Origin of the sequence: Desulfobacca acetoxidans DSM 11109, from assembly GCF_000195295.1 — a bacterium.
GTDB lineage: Bacteria > Desulfobacterota > Desulfobaccia > Desulfobaccales > Desulfobaccaceae > Desulfobacca > Desulfobacca acetoxidans.
Genome location: NC_015388.1, coordinates 416,239 through 433,920 on the forward strand (window position 1 = coordinate 416,239; position 17,682 = coordinate 433,920).

15 protein-coding genes are annotated in these 17,682 nt (G+C 53.7%); all 15 read left to right on the top strand.

The annotated features are described in order from the left end of the window. Positions 1–5 precede the first annotated feature (5 nt). The 15 genes from DESAC_RS01665 to DESAC_RS01735 all read left to right on the top strand — a co-directional run bounded on the left by DESAC_RS01665 (position 6) and on the right by DESAC_RS01735 (position 17,585). On the top strand, positions 6–1,070 hold the full coding sequence (locus DESAC_RS01665) for a transporter (RefSeq protein ID WP_013705345.1): 1,065 nt from the start codon (positions 6–8) through the stop codon (positions 1,068–1,070). 349 nt (positions 1,071–1,419) lie between these two features. After that, the gene (locus DESAC_RS01670; protein WP_013705346.1) at positions 1,420–3,747 is read left to right on the top strand and encodes a TonB-dependent receptor; all 2,328 of its coding nucleotides are present in this window, start codon (positions 1,420–1,422) and stop codon (positions 3,745–3,747) included. Between the two features lie 223 nt (positions 3,748–3,970). Next, positions 3,971–4,735: a DUF2162 domain-containing protein gene (locus DESAC_RS01675; RefSeq protein ID WP_013705347.1), complete on the top strand. Its 765-nt coding sequence runs from the start codon at positions 3,971–3,973 to the stop codon at positions 4,733–4,735. Then, positions 4,735–5,340, top strand: a complete 606-nt coding sequence (locus DESAC_RS01680; protein ID WP_013705348.1) for a MotA/TolQ/ExbB proton channel family protein — start codon at positions 4,735–4,737, stop codon at positions 5,338–5,340. The genes DESAC_RS01675 and DESAC_RS01680 overlap by 1 nt, the downstream gene beginning before the upstream one ends. Beyond that, on the top strand, positions 5,309–5,647 hold the full coding sequence (locus DESAC_RS01685; RefSeq protein ID WP_013705349.1) for a DUF2149 domain-containing protein: 339 nt from the start codon (positions 5,309–5,311) through the stop codon (positions 5,645–5,647). The genes DESAC_RS01680 and DESAC_RS01685 overlap by 32 nt, the downstream gene beginning before the upstream one ends. Beyond that, positions 5,634–9,833 (top strand): cobaltochelatase subunit CobN, encoded by a 4,200-nt coding sequence (locus DESAC_RS01690; protein WP_013705350.1) that lies wholly within the window; start codon positions 5,634–5,636, stop codon positions 9,831–9,833. Before DESAC_RS01685 ends, DESAC_RS01690 begins: the two co-directional genes overlap by 14 nt. A gap of 67 nt (positions 9,834–9,900) precedes the next feature. Further along, entirely contained in the window at positions 9,901–10,596 is a 696-nt protein-coding gene (locus DESAC_RS01695; protein ID WP_013705351.1) for a MotA/TolQ/ExbB proton channel family protein, read from the top strand. Next, the gene (locus DESAC_RS01700) at positions 10,593–10,988 is read left to right on the top strand and encodes an ExbD/TolR family protein (RefSeq protein ID WP_013705352.1); all 396 of its coding nucleotides are present in this window, start codon (positions 10,593–10,595) and stop codon (positions 10,986–10,988) included. The genes DESAC_RS01695 and DESAC_RS01700 overlap by 4 nt, the downstream gene beginning before the upstream one ends. A 3-nt stretch (positions 10,989–10,991) precedes the next feature. After that, the gene (locus tag DESAC_RS01705; RefSeq protein WP_013705353.1) at positions 10,992–11,831 is read left to right on the top strand and encodes an energy transducer TonB; all 840 of its coding nucleotides are present in this window, start codon (positions 10,992–10,994) and stop codon (positions 11,829–11,831) included. Positions 11,832–12,241: 410 nt separating this feature from the next. Then, complete coding sequence (nifH, locus tag DESAC_RS01710) at positions 12,242–13,066, top strand: nitrogenase iron protein (RefSeq protein ID WP_013705354.1); 825 nt, start codon at positions 12,242–12,244, stop codon at positions 13,064–13,066. Between the two features lie 138 nt (positions 13,067–13,204). Next, complete coding sequence (locus tag DESAC_RS01715) at positions 13,205–13,561, top strand: P-II family nitrogen regulator (protein WP_013705355.1); 357 nt, start codon at positions 13,205–13,207, stop codon at positions 13,559–13,561. Beyond that, positions 13,558–13,938 carry a P-II family nitrogen regulator gene (locus DESAC_RS01720; protein ID WP_013705356.1) on the top strand — a complete coding sequence of 127 codons (381 nt, stop codon included), beginning with the start codon at positions 13,558–13,560 and terminating at the stop codon, positions 13,936–13,938. The genes DESAC_RS01715 and DESAC_RS01720 overlap by 4 nt, the downstream gene beginning before the upstream one ends. Before the next feature lie 34 nt (positions 13,939–13,972). Beyond that, positions 13,973–15,625: a nitrogenase molybdenum-iron protein alpha chain gene (nifD, locus tag DESAC_RS01725; RefSeq protein WP_013705357.1), complete on the top strand. Its 1,653-nt coding sequence runs from the start codon at positions 13,973–13,975 to the stop codon at positions 15,623–15,625. Between the two features lie 162 nt (positions 15,626–15,787). Then, positions 15,788–17,164, top strand: a complete 1,377-nt coding sequence (gene nifK / locus DESAC_RS01730) for a nitrogenase molybdenum-iron protein subunit beta (RefSeq protein WP_013705358.1) — start codon at positions 15,788–15,790, stop codon at positions 17,162–17,164. Between the two features lie 115 nt (positions 17,165–17,279). Continuing rightward, complete coding sequence (locus DESAC_RS01735; RefSeq protein ID WP_041284094.1) at positions 17,280–17,585, top strand: (2Fe-2S) ferredoxin domain-containing protein; 306 nt, start codon at positions 17,280–17,282, stop codon at positions 17,583–17,585. Positions 17,586–17,682 lie beyond the last annotated feature (97 nt).

Consider the following 17,682-nt stretch of genomic DNA (forward strand, 5'->3'; position numbering starts at 1 on the left):
ATGACATGTTGTTTGGAAGAACTTGGTTAATCTGGTTTTCTTTGATTTGCGCCTGTTGGCTGAACGTTGGTGGAGTCATCCCGGCTGGCGCCACGGAAGACGAGGTCCGGATAGCTTCGGAATCTGCCAGGGCAGAAGGAGAAACCAGATCTGGGGGGCGTGGAGAAGGCTTTGAGCCAGAAGGGGGAGCAGCAGCCAAAGAGGAAGGGAGCAAGGAAGAGGCAGCAGGAGATGAATGCCCCGCTACCTTCGGACCCATCATCACCGACACCGCCGTTCCCATCGAGAAAGGCAAATTCGCTGTCCAACCTACCTTCGGCCTGAGCTTCATAACTGACAGCTTAACCCAGAGCTGGCGCCGGGTGTCGGCAGGAGGCGATTTTTCGTCTTTCGCCATGGATTGGAAGTTCACCTATGGTCTGTGGAACAACCTCGAGGCCTTCGTGGTGATTCCCTATGCCCACAAATGGGCCAGCAGCGTCAACGAACCGGGTCCCAGTGGGGAACGTGACGCCGACTTCGGGGGCATCGGCGACATCAACCTGACCTTTAAATACTGTTTGCTGGAGGAGACCCACACCCGCCCGACGTTGACCGCCTTATTCGCCATGGATTTCCCTACCGGCCATTTCAAGCGCCTCAATCCCCGATTTCTCGGTACCGATGAAATTGGGGGGGGTACTTGTGCCTTCACCACCGGGTTGAACCTGTCCAAGTATATCAAACCCTTGATAGTGTATGGCAACCTCTGGTATACCATGCGGACTGATTACACCACCGACGATGGCCGGCAAAACCCGCGGGATTTCGTCACCCTCAATCTGGCCGCCGAGTATCCCATCACCGAAAAATGGGTAGCCCTCATGGAGTTAACCAGCTATTGGGACAGTGGACGTTTGATCGGGCACAAAGCCAATACGCCGCCAGGCGCCTTGCTTTCGGTGATGCCGGGAATTGAATACATGGCTACCGAAAAATTCTCCCTGGCCCTCGGTTTAAACATCGACGCGGTAGGGAAAAACGCCGACGCAGCTATAACCCCGTTGCTTTCCATGGTCTACGCTTTTTAAATACCCGCGAGAATGATGCCGGTTATCAGTTTCCGGCTTCTGTTCCCAGGTTCATTGTTTTGGGATATGGTTTTGTCTCCGAGTTATAGAAGCTTTTCCTGGGGATCAAGTAAAAAGGGGGGCAATCTTTGGGTCAGTTCTTGGAGTAAATGTTTTTTCTTTCCCTAAAATATTAAGGCTCCAAGAGCGCGAAGGAGAAACCTGAATAACTAGAAAAAGGAGAAGGAGCGGTACCCCGCCAAGAGTCGCCGCTCCTCCTTACGACCAATCCTTAATGCGAAAAGATCGGCTCTTTTTTTTGTACCATAAACAGGGCCGACACGCAAGCCGAAATGAAAGGAGAGAGCGAATGTGGCATCGGCTCTGGTTAACCGGAGTCATGGCATTCCTATTTTTGATCTCGGGAATACTGTCCCAAACCCAGGCTCAAGAATCCGAGGGAGTGATAAAAGTCATAGAACCGGAAGAAACCCAAGAGGTGGAAACTTCGACTCCTGCTACAGCTAAAAAGGATAAAGTGGAAGACGTAGAGAAGATTGTGGTAACGGCCACCAAAACAGCGCGCAACCCCGATGACGTGCCGGCCAGTATCACGGTGATTACCAAGGAAGATATTAGAAAACAGAACATCCAGACGGTGGACGAGGCCTTGGCTCAGATCCCCGGGACTTTTCAAAAACGTAGCAAAGGCTGGACGGATGCCCACTCTGCGAGTGTAAATCTCCGGGGTTTTCCAGCCGAAAGCCAGAAACGCACCCTGATCTTGCTGGATGGCCAGAATATCTCCAGCGGTTACTCCAATTCCGTGTCCTGGAACAGCATGCCGGTGGAGTATATTGAGCGGATTGAAGTGATCCGGGGTCCCTTCTCCGCCCTTTACGGCGGCAGTGCCATGGGCGGGGTCATCAATATCATTACCAGGACTCCCAAAAAACTGGAGTTCCTGGCCCAGGGCGGCTACAGCACCTATGATTCCTGGACCTACTATCTCGGCGCGGGAGACCGCCTTTGGGATAAGCTGAGCATCCAAGGGGGCTTCAACTATCGCTACACTGCGGGTTATGCCAGCAATCTGGTGCGAAAGACGGCCAGCAGTGGGGCAGCCAGCCCCACCGTCTTAGGATGGAGTCCCACCACGACGACCACCGGCTCCCCCACGAACATTATCGGGGATAACGGCGATAATTACTGGAGTGATTACAACTTAAACGGCAAGGCCAGCTGGGATATCGCTGAGGGCCATAAGGTAACCTTCAACACTCTGGTGAGCTATTCCAACACCGGCTATGACCTGTTCAATTCCTACCTCACCAATACGGCCACCGGCGCCAAAGTAGTTACCGGTACGGTGGGTCTGTTCGGCACAGATACGAAATTCAGCAACCTCCAAGAGGGGGCTTTCTTAAGCAGCAATGTGCGAAACCGCACGCAAGTCTTTAATCTTGCTTCCGAACACAGCCTCACCGAGACCACCAAACTCAAATTTCATGCCGGTCTGCTAAACATGCCGGAAAGCTGGGGCGTCACTCCCAATTCTTCTAGCCCCCAAACTACCTATTATGGCGGCCCGGGGAGCAAGGTCAGCTTTCCCAGCCAGAACTGGGTGGCAGAGTTGCAGGTGGATCAGGCCATCGGCAACAAACATCAGTTAGTGGGCGGCATTTCGTACAACACCGGAAGCGCCAGCAGTGAGACAAACAACCTGGACAATTGGCGGAAACCGGACATGGAGGGCATTTTGACCAAAATGTCGGGGGGGCGGGACCGGAATACCGGTATATTCCTCCAGGACGAAATCGCCTGGCATCCCAAGATCAATACTGTCGCGGGGCTGCGTCTGGATTGGTGGGAAACCTATGGCGGGAGATACATGGCAGCAGCCGGCACTCCCGTGATCGACCTGGGTAGCCGGAGCAAGGTGGCAGTCAGCCCCAAGTTTGCGGTTCTATATCGCCCCTGGCAGTGGATGGCCTGGCGGGCCTCGGTGGGCACCTCCTTCCGGGCCCCCAACATCTATGAATTATACGGCGCCCACCAATCCGCCACCTATGTGTACAAGAACAATCCTGATCTCAAGCCCGAGACCACTCTCTCCTGGGAGATCGGCACCACCTTGAAACCGTTTGAGGGTACGGTCTTTACTAGCACCTATTTCGAGAATTATGTGGATGACCTGATTTACCGGGTTACCGACCCCACCGACCCAACCGGCAGGACCCAGATCATCGAGAATGCCGCCAAAGCCACTATCAGAGGGGTGGAACTGGAGATTAACCAAAAAATCTGCTCCTGGCTGGAGGTGTTCGGCAATACCACCCTGGTGGACGCCCGGATCAATGAGAACCCGTATAATCAGGCCTCGGTGGGCAAGAAGATCACCATGACACCCCGGCAGATGTTCAATTTTGGGGTCACAGCGAATTACTGGAAGTTCCAGGCCAATCTTTCGGGTCGCTATGTTAGCAAACTTTATGCTACGGACAACAACAGCGACGTCGTTAATAATGTCTACGGCTCTTACGATCCCTACTTCACCCTGGACTCCAAGGTGATCTTCTCCCCGGTGAAGTATATGGACGTCTCCTTTTCCGTGAATAATATGCTCAACCGGGAATACTATTCCTATTATCGCACCCCTGGGCAGACGTTTTGGACCCAGGTAACCTTGAAATATTAAGGAAGACTTCGGACAACTGCTGGAATTCATTTATAAACTTCCTTTTCTAGCATTCTAACGGCAGTAAGGTATCTCAACGACTCGAGAATATGAGATGCTTCGCTGCGCTCAGGATGACACTTCAGGCGAAAGTGAGGTTAAAAAATGGCTTTCATCCGGAACAATCTTCGAAACTACTGGGGGTCGGCAAACCCTAAAATTCGACAGAGCGAAGGATCAAGAGATGGATTTAAACATCATTTTGTGGATGGGCGGGATGCTCTTCAGCCTGAGCATTTTTGTGGTGAAGGTAGGCTTTGGCCTGGCTTTGGGCAGGATAAGATGGAAGGCAATAGTTTTGACCCTGTTATTGTATATGGGGATTTTTATCCTGGCCGCGCTTCTTTCCGGCAGCTTAATCAAAATCCTGGAGCCGGTGGTGAGAAAAGGACCCTATCTCCATGCCGCCATGGCCTTGGGGATGATTGCCTGGGGTATCTATGTCATACGCCATTTAACGGGTCAGAATTCGGCGCTCGATGGTCAATCCATCCACCACGGCGCCAAAGGCGAATATTCACCCCAAGTTACGCAGCACTCGGTATGGTTTCTTCTCGTCCCCTGCCCCGTCTGCCTCACGGCTATCACCTTTTCCACCTGGGCAGCCTTAAATGTTATTAAACTACCCCCTTGGCTGGTGGGATTTGGGTTGGGAGCAGTATTTACCATTCTCTCGCTCCTGACCTATTTTTTTGTAAGGCTTTTTACTCTGAATTCAACCTTCTTAAATAAAGGGATTAGTCTCGGCTTCAGCATGATAGTGATCGGTCTTTATTTCCTGACTTCACTATTTCTTCCAGCCCATATTGAGGGGGCCAAGAATATCTACCAATCTTTTGCTACCGAAGGTGGTAATATTGCTCTGAGCGACCACCTCGGGGTATTTCTGCTCCTATTGGGGGCAATATTGGTTAGTTTCTTTACTTATAATAGAAGTGAGGTTGGTTGATGAACATCATGGCTGGTCTGGAAACATTTCTCTATGTCATATCTTCGGCCTTGTTTTATCCGGTGGTAGTGGGTCTTATCCTCCTTACCTTCTGGATCGTGATTTCCTTCGGCAGCTTCTTGCGGGAATATCTGGACCGCAGGCAGGGCGGGTCGAGGAGCTTGCAGCAGTATCGCAGAATGCTTGATCCCCAATTGATAACCCGGTCAGCGAATCTTGATCTGGAGCTGGAGAAGCGGCTCCAGGAGGCTGAACTGGAGCTGATTAAAGGCCTGGATAAGATCAGGTTTGCCATCCGGGTGGGCCCGGCCGTGGGCTTGATGGGAACTTTGATCCCCATGGGCATCTCCCTGGCGGCCCTGGCCCAGGGAGATATGCCGAAAATGGCGGGGAGCATGGTTACCGCTTTTACCGCCACGGTGGTGGGTCTGGCCTGCGGCGTGGCCGCCTATCTGATGTCCCTGGTGCGGGAAAAATGGGTTCGGGCAGACATGCGCGAGATGGAATATCTGACGGAAATGCGCCTCAGGAAGGGAAAAGGCCCGAGGACGGAGGACAAGGGGGAGGGGGATAATGAGCCTCTTAAAAAGACAGCGACGGTTTGACAGATACGACGAACCCCTGGAAGACCCCATTTCCGGCGTGGCCAACCTCTTTGACGCCAGCGTGGCCTTTATCGTCAGCATGATGATCGCCCTGTTCATGGCGTATAACATGCTGGATATGATGAATCCCAAGTCAGAAATGACCATCACCAAAAAGAACGCCGACGGCCAGATGGAGATCATCACCAAAAGCGGCAAGGAAATCAAGGTTAAAAAGGTGACGGATAAGAAGTTGAGCGGCGAAGGCGTCCGTCTGGGAACGGCCTATCAGCTCAAAGACGGGAGAGTGGTGTATGTGCCGGAATGAAAAGGCTGTAGAGGGCAGAAATCCTGGGCTACACACCAAAGTAATCTTTTTTCTGGGATGTATGCTGGGTTGGCTGTTCTGTTCCTCGGGACCGGCTTATGCCGCTAAGCAAAAAGTCACCCTGCTGCTTACCGATGCGCCGACCAAGACCAGCATTGAAGCGGTGAAGGCCATCTATCTAGACTATCCCAATTTAAAGCAACAGGTGGAATTTCATATCTATCCCAGCCTCCGGACCGGCACCCGGAAAAACGACCTGACCCCTGTGAGCGAGTCGAAATTAATATTCATCATGCTCAAAGGTGCCGACCTGGTCAAGGCAGTAAAACCCGAGCTGGAAATGGCGATTAAAAAGGGGGCCAAGGTCTATTGTGTAAGCGGTTCTTATTATGACGAACACGAGGAGATGGGCATCAAGGTCGATAAGCAAATGCTGAATTACTTTAGCGAAGGCGGCCTGGAAAATATGAAGAACATGATTCTTTATGCCCTCAAGAAGGACTGCTCATTTAATGTTTCCTTTAATCCGCCGATAGAATATCCCCACCTGGGCATCTATGACTCCAAAACCAGGAAGATTTTCAGGGACTTTGAGGAATATAAAAAGGCTTATACCGCGTATCGAGCCGGCAATCCCTGGATAGGGGTACATTTTTCTAAATATAACATTGGCTCAGGAGAGAACAAGCACCTTGACGCCGTCATCCGCAACCTGGAAGGCGCGGGTTTCAATGTCTTGCCGGTTTACGGGTCGCTGGCAGAGGCCGTAGAAAAATTCTTCTGCCGGGAGATCGATTCCGTTAACGGCCCTGACTCCGGAAAGGAAGGAGGTCAGGGTAACGACCGCAGCCGGGTGCGGCTGGTTATTGCCCTCGGGATAAAGCACGGCTGGGGGGTAAAGCCTGAAGCCACGATCCCGCTTTTGAGCCGGCTCAATGTCCCCGTGGTCAATGCCATATCACTTCTGGGCCAATCAAGGAAGGAGTGGGAAAAGTCTCCCGCGGGCCTGGATATTTTTTCCAGATCCTTCCAGATAGCCACTCCGGAGATAGTTGGGATGATTCAGCCGACGATTATCGCCTCCAAGGAGAGAAGGATAGATAAAGCTACGGGGTTCGAGTATATCGAGGAAGAACCGATACCGGATCGGATAGAACGGCTTACCGCCCGAGTGAAGGCCTGGGTTAATCTTCAGGATAAACCCAATAAGGATAAGAAGATTGCCCTGGTCTATTACAACTATCCGCCGGGTAAACAGAACATCGGGGCCTCCTACCTCAATGTGCTGCCCGAGAGTCTATGGGAAATACTCCTCCGGCTTAAGTCGGAAGGCTATGATCTCGGGGGGCCGGGTTCAGGAAAGCAGGAGAAAGAGCTTCGCAAGGAGGAACTTTTTCAGGAAATCCAAGATTATGGCCGGAATATCAGCAACTGGGCCCCGGCAGAGATCGATAAACTGGTGAAGGCGGGGGGGAAAACGGTCTTTCCCGGAAAACCCCAGGAGGGTAGTAGCCGGGGACCGGTGCTGATTCCCTTGGCGATTTATAAAAAATGGTTCGCCCAGTTGCCCGAAAGCCTGCAAAATTCCATGATAAAAAGCTGGGGTCCGGTGGAGCAGAGCAACATTATGATTTGGAAGGATACGGACGGTAAGCAATATCTGGTCATACCTGCGGTGCGATACGGCAACCTCCTGTTCACCCCCCAACCGGCCCGTGGCTGGGAACAGGATATTAAAAAAGTTTTTCATGACGTCACTATCCCTCCTCATCATCAATATGTCGCCTTTTATCTCTGGCTGAAACACGGCTTTCAGGCCGATGCCGTAGCCCACATCGGCACACACGGCACCCATGAGTGGCTGCCGGGAAAAGAAGTAGGGTTCACCCGAGAAGACCCGCCGGAGCTTTTGATCCAGGACCTGCCCAATATCTATCCCTACATCGTCGATAATGTGGGGGAAGGACTCCAGGCCAAGCGCCGGGGCATGGCGGTAATCATCGACTATATGACCCCGCCTTTTGATAAAGCCGGGTTGAATAAAGAGCTGAAGGAACTTGCCAGCCTTTTCAGCGATTACGGGGTTGCCAAGGAAAAGAGCCCCCCCTTGGCTGGTACCAAGCTCAAAGAGATTAACGAACTGGCCAAAAAGATGGGGTTGCTCACCGACCTCAAGCTGACGGAGATCAAGACCGAGGACGAGATAGAAGAGGTGGAACATTACCTTAAAGATATTGCGGAAAAACAGACCCCCATGGGGTTGCATACCTTAGGAAAATCACCGGAGGAGAGATATCGCAAAAGTACAGCGGAGGCGATTCTTTCCATTGAGAAAGGGTTAACCGAAGAGGAAAGAAAAAAGAAGCTGGCAGACTTGGAGGACCGGATAAACCGCTCCGGCCCCAGTGAGATGGATGCCTTTACCGCGGCCCTCTCGGGCCAATACATCCCGGCCGCCCAGGGGAACGACCCGATCAGAAATCCCGATTCGTTGCCCACGGGGAAAAATTTTTATTCTTTTGACCCCACCCGGCTTCCTTCGCCAAAGATATATGAGATGGGGGCCAAACTAGCTCGGGAGTTGATCGATGGCTACCAGGCCAGACACGGACAATACCCGGACAAACTCTCCTTTGTCCTCTGGGCTACGGAAACCATCCGGCATGAAGGGGTGATGGAGTCCCAGATTATGTATCTCCTGGGGATTAAGCCCAAGTGGGATGAGCGGGGCCGGGTTGTCGGGGTGGAAGCCATACCCAGAAAGGAGCTGGGCCGGCCCCGGATCGATGTCACCATGGCGCCGTCCGGGCTTTACCGGGACGTTTTCCCCAATCTCATGGACCTGCTTGATCAAGCAGTGACTTTGGCCAAACAGCAAGATGAAGCTGACAACCTGCTCCGGGACAATATCAGGCGCACCCGGCAGATGCTCCTGGAGAAAGGCGTTGCCCTGGAGCTGGCAGAAAGGCTGGCCGCAGTGAGGCTCTTCACCACCCCTCCCGGCGCTTACGGGACCAATCTGGATAAGGCCATTGTCCAATCCAACTCCTGGGACAAGGACGAACAACTGGCGGACATCTATCTTAGACAGATGAGCCATGTATATGGGCAAGGGTTTTGGGGGGACAAAATTGAGAACCTGGATAAGAATACCCGGAAGGCCGAGGATATCAGCCTGACCCTGTTTAAATCCGCCCTGTCCGGTACCAAGATGGCGGTGCACAGCCGGTCCAGCAACCTGATTTGCACCCTGGACAGCGATGATTTCTACGGAGAGCTCGGCGGCATGGCCATGACTATTCGAGCCCTTGATGGCAAGACCCCGGAGACCTATGTCACCAACATGTCCAATCCGGTGAGTCCCAAACAGGAGACCCTGGAAAAAGTGATGGGCACGGAGATGCGGTCACGATACCTCAATCCCAAATGGATCAAGGCGATGATGAAAGAGGGCTATGCCGGGGCCCGGTTCGTCGATAAGGTCATCGAGAATCTCTGGGGCTGGCAGGTGACGGTGCCCGAGGCGGTGGACGCGGCCAAATGGAATGAGATGTATGAGACCTATGTCCTGGATAAAAACGGCCTGGATATCAAAAAGATGTTCAAGGACGCCCAGAATATGTGGGCCTATCAATCCCTGGTGGCCCGGATGCTGGAGACGGTGCGGAAGGGATACTGGCAGCCGGATCAGAAGGTCATTGATACCCTGTCCAAGGAGTATGCCGAGAGCGCCAAAGAAGTGGGCATGGCCTGTTGCGAACACACCTGCAATAATCCTATGCTGTCCGACTTCACCTCCGCAGTGCTGATGTCCGTGCCCGGGATGGAAACCAAGGCAAAAGAATTTAAGCAGGCCCTGGATGCGGTAAAAAATATCCAGCAGCCTTCAAAGGCCTTGAACTCGCAGGCTTCTCCGAATGTTACCAGTCCGTCCGCAGATTCCCAGGCTAAGGGTGCTCAAAAGTCTCCGGATGATAAGACTCCGCCGGCAGATTCCCAGGCGAAGCCTTCTCAAGCCTCTCCTGACGCCAAGAGTCAAAAAGTTGAGGGACTCGAAGTGGAAGAGGTGAACCGAGGCGGGTTTTCAGCTACCCCCATCCCCTATCTGTTCATTGCGGGTTTCATAGTCTTCCTGTTGCTCATCAGGGCAGGCTGGAGAAAGAAGGGCGACCTGAGAAGAAGATAACCAATAATGTTCGGGTGGCTCCAGAAAGATCATGACTTCGCGGCATTTTCATTGTTAGGAGATCAAGATGGATTTAACGAAAAGCATGCTTAACCTGACGGTCGGCGGCAGCACCGGCGTGCTATGGCTGCTGTTAGGGTTAAGTGTCGTTTCGTTGGCGATCGCCATCGACAAGGCTTTGACCTTTTATCGTTACCGCTTCAACCTGGACCGGTTTGTGGCCGAGATTGAACCATTCCTGCAGCAAGGAGACTGGCCACAAATCATTTCCCGGTGTGAGCAGGAATCCGGTCTGGAAGCCCGGATGCTGTTAGCCGCCCTCCGGGAAATTTCCCGGAGCAAGGAGAAAGTCCAACATATCATGGAAGGGGAGCGGCTGCGGGTGGAACTTTATCTAGGGAAGAGACTAGGTTTTCTGGGAACCTTGGGAGCCAATGCACCCTTCATCGGTCTGTTCGGCACTGTCTTAGGGATCATCCACGCCTTCAAAGACTTAGCCCTGGCCGAAGGCGGCGGCGGCCCGGCGGTTATGGCGGGCATCGCCGAGGCCCTGGTCGCCACCGCCGTAGGTCTCCTGGTGGCCATCCCGGCGGTGGTGTTATACAACTTCTTTCATCGCCGCCTCCAAGTGGTGCAGGAGCGCTCCCGGATTCTGGAGCAGCTTCTCCTGGCCCGCCTGGACGAAGAAGCCGGAACCGCCGGGATTTCCATTCCGGATACGGAATATTTCAAGTCCTTCCGAAAAGCCGGGAGATTGGTATGAAAGCCGATATGCGCGGCCCCCTCACCGAAATAAATATGACCCCCTTTGTGGATATTGTTCTGGTCATCCTCATCATCTTTCTCCTGACGGCCACGGTGATGATGCCCCGCACCTTTGCCATCGCTCTGCCCAAGGCCACCCAGGCCGACAGGCTGGAGGGCGTTCCCATTATTATCAGCATCGACCGGGAGGGCAGTATTGCCATCAATGGAGTCAAGCTGGCGCAGGATGGCGACTTTGAGAAGGTCTTTACGGCCCAAAAACAGGGGAAAGAACCTCAGGCCATTATCGCCGCAGATACCGACAACCGCCATGGTCGGCTCATAGAGGTGATCGACCGTCTACGCGGTCTGAAGGTGGAACGCATCGGCATCGAGGTGGAGCAGAAGTAGATTATGGAATGTCATTATCAGGAATGGATAAGCACCTGGAAAACCAAGGATAACTGGACCTGGGCAATTCTAGGCTCTCTATTGGTGCACGGCCTGCTCGTTGCCGGGATGCTGACGTCTTTTATGAGCCACCCTGCCAAAAAGTGCGTGGTGGTGCCGGTGGAAGCCATTGCCCTGGTGCCGGGGCCCAAGGGGGGCGGCGGCGGCCGGCCGGCGGCCGCCACCCGGCCCGAGGCGGTTCCTCCGAAGCCCTCACCGGTATGTCCCCCGGCCAGGCCTCAGGTCAAGCCTAAAACGGTGCTCAAAACCAGACTGGCTCCACCGCCACCGGAACCCACCATGGCGCCGGTGATCCCTACCCCGGCATCGCCTCCTGCCATAACCAGGGGCAAATCATCGCCTGCCACCGTCGCCGCCTGCCAGGCTGGCAGTTCCGGCGCCGCCGTTGGCAGCTCGGTATCTGGCCAGGGAGGCCGAGGAACCGGGGCCGGCGGCGGAGTTGGACCTGGCCGTGGACGAGGCTCCGGACCCGGTTCCGGACCCGGTTCCGCCCTCCAGGGCTATCTGCGGGAAATCCGGCGGCTCCTGGAGAAACAAAAAGAATATCCCCTGATGGCCCGCCGCCGCAATATCCAGGGGATGGTAGTGGTAATGTTTACTATCGCCTCTGGCGGCCAGGTCGATGCATCACAGGTGAGCCGCTCCTCGGGTCATGACCTCTTGGACGAAGCCGCCCGGAACACCGTCCGCCGGGTCGGACGGTTCCCCCCCATCCCCGTCGACCTGAAGCGCCAGAAGTTGACCGTTGCGGTCCCCCTGGCATTTTGTTTGAACAACGAATAGACGGAAATGACTCATGTCCCTGATGGCTCTGGTGCTTAAGTTACCGTAAAAAACTTCGGAGAAGATGATTTTTCCTGAGACCAAACCAAAAACCGGAGGGCGGAAAAGGGCGGCGCCTCCCACCTTCTGTCTTGAATCAACTTAGTTCATAAACCCTTCTGAACATCTTTCACTTTTACCCCCGTCATCCTTGCCCTCTGCTACTCCCTGAATCATCCTATCCTGGCGTCGGATATCATACAATACAACATTTATGTATTATATAATGACATATATGTATACTACATAATTCCCGACCGCAACCTGGAACATCTATAACCCATTAATATATCATTCTATTTAATTTTATAATGAGGTTGGCCCCCGTTTTGCAGAAAAAGTATGACAAAGCTTTTCGGAAGGAGACCAGCATGCGTAAGATCGCCATTTACGGCAAGGGCGGCATCGGCAAGTCCACCACCACTCAGAATACAGTTGCCGGGTTGGCCGAAATGGGCCGCAAAGTCATGGTTGTGGGTTGTGATCCCAAGGCCGACTCCACCCGCCTCCTTTTGGGGGGACTAGCCCAGAGAAGTGTTCTGGACACCCTCAGAGAGGAGGGCGAAGACGTTGATCTGGAGGATATCCGCCGTCTTGGTTTCTCTGGAATCATTTGTGTCGAATCGGGCGGGCCGGAACCCGGTGTGGGTTGCGCCGGCCGCGGGATCATTACTTCTATTAATCTCTTGGAGCAGTTGGGCGCTTATGCCGATAGTGAAAAGTTGGATTACGCCTTCTACGACGTCTTGGGCGATGTGGTCTGCGGTGGTTTCGCTATGCCCATCCGCGAAGGCAAGGCCAAGGAGATTTACATCGTCGTCTCGGGTGAGATGATGGCCATGTACGCGGCTAACAACATCTGCAAAGGTATTGTCAAGTTCGCCGAGGCCGGCGGGGTACGTTTGGGAGGCCTGATCTGCAACAGTCGGAAGGTGGAAAACGAAGAAGAAATGATCCAGGCTTTGGCTGTCAAACTAGGCACCCAAATGATTCACTTCATTCCTCGGGACAACATCGTGCAGCGGGCCGAAATTCATCGGAAAACTGTCATCGATTATGATTCCGGCCATCCTCAGGCTGATGAATACCGGACTTTGGCCAAAAAAATTGAGGCTAATACCATGCACGTCATCCCCAAACCCATGAGTACTGACGAATTGGAAAGCTTGCTTATCGAATACGGGCTGGCCGGTTGATCAAAAGGAAAATGTCCTGGGAAAACATGCTGTCATGATACTCTTACCATTCCCTCTCACTCTTGGGAAGAGGATTAGGGCGAAGGGCAATGTAGCCCTTTATTTTGGCAAAGACCGACACAATTTGGAGAAAGTATAATGATTATGATTAGATCAGTCGTACGGCCCGAAAAAGTGGATGCCGTCCTGGCCGCCTTAATGGAAGCCGGGTTCCCTGCGGTAACCAAAATGTCAGTAGTGGGTCGGGGTAAGCAGCGGGGACTGAAGATCGGAGAGGTCACTTATGACGAAATCCCCAAGGAACTGCTGTTGACAGTGGTAAAGGATCAGGACAAGGATTTTGTCATCAAGACCGTCCTCAAGGCCGCCCGCACCGGCGACAAAGGCGCCTACGGCGACGGCAAAATCTTCGTCTCTCCGGTAGAAGAGGTATACACCATCAGCTCGGGCATCAAGGAATCCGCTTCCGGGGAAATCGAAGAGGTACAGCCATGAAAGAGATCATGGCCATAGTACGCATCAATATGATGAACCAGACCAAAAAGGCCCTGGCCGAGGCCGGCATCTCTTCCATCACCGCCCGGGACGCCCTCGGACGGGGTAAAGGCCTGGTTGATTTAACCCTGCTGGAAGGCGCCGAAAAGGGCTATGAAGAAGCCGTGGTCCAACTGGGACAGACTCAGCGTCTGGTCCCCAAGAGGGTCTTCTTCGTGGTCGTGCCGGACCGGCTGGTGCAGAAAACCGTGAACACGATCATTAAGGTAAATCGATCCGGCAAATCCGGGGATGGCAAGATATTTGTCATGCCGGTCCGGGATGCTGTCCGGGTGCGTACCGGCGAGTCCGGCGACCAGGTTTTGGATGAAGTCTGATAAATCTCGATTTCTCTCTTGAGGAGAATAATCCATGTCCGAAGTTCTGGATACTATAAGCCCTAAACCGTCCGCCCTCCAGCCGATGGCAGTAAAAAAAGAGTTGCTGGAAAGGTATCCCACCAAAGTGGCGCGCAAACGGGCCAGGCAGATCATCATCAACGAGGTGGGACCAGACTGCTCGGTTCCGGAGATTCAGTCTAACGTCAGGACCATTCCTGGAATTATCACCCAGCGGGGCTGTACCTACGCCGGTTGCAAGGGTGTGGTTTTGGGTCCAACCCGAGACATCGTTAACATCACCCACGGTCCCATAGGCTGCGGCTTCTATTCCTGGCTCACCCGCCGGAATCAGACCAAGCCGAACGGCCCCACCGATCACAACTTTATGACCTACTGCTTCTCCACCGACATGCAGGATGAGCAGATCATTTTCGGAGGCGAGAAGAAGCTGCGCCAGGCCATCCAGGAGGCCTATGACATCTTGAAACCCAAGGCCATTGCCATCTTCTCCACCTGCCCGGTAGGTCTGATCGGCGACGATGTGCATGCCGTGGCCCGGGAGATGAAAGAAAAACTCGGGATCAACGTCTTCGCCTTCAGTTGCGAGGGCTACAAGGGCGTCAGCCAGTCTGCCGGCCACCACATCGCCAATAATGGCATCTTCACCCACGTGGTGGGTCTGGACGATACGGTGTCGGAAGGCAAATTCAAGATTAATCTTCTGGGGGAGTACAACATCGGCGGCGACGCCTTTGAGATCGAGCGTCTCTTCAAGGACTGCGGCCTGACGCTTATCTCCACATTCAGCGGTAACTCCAGCTATGATTATTTTACCAACTCTCACACCGCCGACCTCAATCTCATTATGTGTCACCGTTCTATCAACTATGTGGCCGAAATGATGGAGACCAAGTTCGGCATTCCCTGGATCAAGATCAACTTTATCGGGGCGTCGGCTACTGCCAAGTCTCTCAGGAAGATTGCCGCATACTTCGAAGATGCTGAATTGGCGGCCCGGGTAGAGGAAGTCATTGCCCGGGAAATGCCCGCAGTCGAGGAGGTACGGGCCGAGGTCAAGACCAGGTGCGCCGGTAAACGCGCCATGCTCTTCGTAGGCGGCTCCCGGGCGCACCATTACCAGGAGCTCTTCCGGGAGATCGGCATGGAGATTGTCAGCGCCGGCTATGAATTCGCCCACCGAGACGATTATGAAGGCCGGCGGGTGCTGCCCAATATCAAGGTGGATGCCGACAGCCGCAATATTGAGGAACTGCACGTGGAACCGGACCCCAACCGCTACAAGGTCCGGATAAGTCCGGAACAGATAGACCGTCTGGAAAAAACCGGCCTCAGACTCAAGGACTACGACGGTATGATGGCCGAAATGCCCAATGGCACTCTGGTTATCGACGATATCAGCCAGTTCGAGACCGAGAAGCTCATCGAAATCTTCCGGCCGGATATTGTCTGTGCCGGTATTAAAGAAAAGTACGCCATTCAAAAAAGCGGCACTCCCATGAAACAGCTTCACAGCTATGACACTGGCGGACCGTACGCCGCGTTCAAAGGAGCCATCAACTTCTACCGGGAGATCGATCGGATGGTCAACAGCAAGGTCTGGAAATATCTGAAGGCCCCCTGGCAGGAGCACCCGGAATTGGCCGCTACATATGTGTGGGAATAACCCGGTTCCCGGTCTTGGGTAACCCGGATCCTGATTTTAACCGGTTATATCGAACACCGAAGGTTTTTCGATTATTTTTTCCCTTTTCCCCCATACGGGGAGAGGGTCTGGGTGAGGAGTGGCCCGGACAACAATCTGAGTATCAGACGTAAGGATAGCGCCATGTTATTGAGACATACCCCAGATACAGTTGCCGAGCGGACGGCTTTGACCATTAATCCGGCCAAGACCTGCCAGCCCATCGGAGCCATGTACGCCGCTTTGGGAATTAACCGTTGCCTGCCGCATAGTCACGGTTCCCAGGGATGCTGCGCCTACCACCGCAGCACCCTGACCCGGCACTATAAGGAGCCGGTAATGGCGGGAACCAGTTCTTTTACCGAAGGCTCCTCGGTGTTTGGGGGGCAGGCCAATCTGCTTCAGGCCATCAACAATATTTTCGCCATTTATGAACCAGAGGTCATCGCAGTGCACACCACCTGCCTGTCGGAGACCATTGGAGATGATATTACCCAGATCATTGCCAAGGCCAGGGAAGAGAATAAGATCCCCAAAGGGAAATATGTCATCCATGCCAACACCCCGAGCTACGTGGGCTCACATGTCACCGGCTTTGCCAACATGGTCAAGGGCATGGTTGATTATTTTGCCGCCGCTGACGGCCGCAAGGAAAACCGGATTAATATTATCCCCGGTTATGTGGAACCGGCTGACATGGAGGAGATCAAACGGATCGCCAGCGATATGGGGATATCCACTATCATGTTTCCGGATACATCCAATGTGCTTAACGGTCCCCAGACCGGGCGCTATGCCATGTTTCCCGCCGGCGGCGTTACCGTAGCGGATCTGATCCGCACCGGCGGCAGCATGGGAACCGTCGCCCTGGGTCGATTGGCTTCCGGATTAGCCGCTCGAACTTTGGATGCTAAATGTAAGGTACCATGTGAAATCCTGGACCTGCCTATCGGTCTCATGGCCACAGACCGGTTCATCGACACCTTGCGACAGATCGCCGGGGTCTCCGTCCCCGACTCCCTGAACATCGAGCGGGGACGGCTCCTGGACGTCATGACCGACATGCACCAATACTTCTTCGGCCGCACAGCAGCCCTGGCCGGGGACCCGGATCAGTTGATATCGCTGACGGAATTTCTGGTCTCGGTGGATATGTGGCCTATCCATATTGTCACCGGTACGCCCGGGAAAAAGTTCGAGTCTCGGATCAAGGAGATTACCAAAGAGGTCCCCCATCCGGTGAACGTCAAGGCTACCGGCGACCTGTTCCTGTTGCACCAGTGGATTAAGAACGAACCCGTGGACCTGCTCATCGGCAACACCTATATGAAGTATATCGCCCGGGATGAGGATATTCCCCTGGTACGCTTCGGCTTTCCGATCCTGGACCGCATTGGCCACATCTATTTTCCCACCATAGGATACCGGGGTGGTTTGCGTCTTTTGGAAAAAATCCTGGACGCCCTCCTGGACCGCCAGGACCGGGACGCGCCGGAGGAAAGCTTTGAACTGGTAATGTAATGAATGGCGGAACAGGCCGCCTGTCTCCTCACAACAGTACAACTTTTGCATCTTTCCTCCCCCCCTTCCAAGGAAATGGGCTGGGATGGGGGCTGAAAACAAGGGGTCCATAACTATGGAAAAACCGGAATATCATATATTCGTCTGCATGAGTTTTCGCGGCTTGGAGCCGAAGGGCAAGTGCATCCGCAAAAATGCTCAAGAGCTGTTGAGCTATCTGGAGTCTGAGCTGGCCGACCGGGGCATGAACAACGTCATGGTATCAACCACCGGCTGTCTTAAGCTTTGTGATAAAGGTCCTGTTGTGGTGGTGTATCCCAACGGCTATTGGTATGCCGGAGTAGATGGAGAGGGCGCCGTCGACGCCATTCTTGATGCCCTGGAAAATGGTGGTGCAGCGCAGAATTATCTTCTCGCTTGATATGAAAACAGTGGGCAGCGGCCGGTGAGCAGAAAAAAACATTATTGTCAACAACCGCCACGGTTCGGTTTCCATGCTTCGTTGTGTTCCTCAGAAC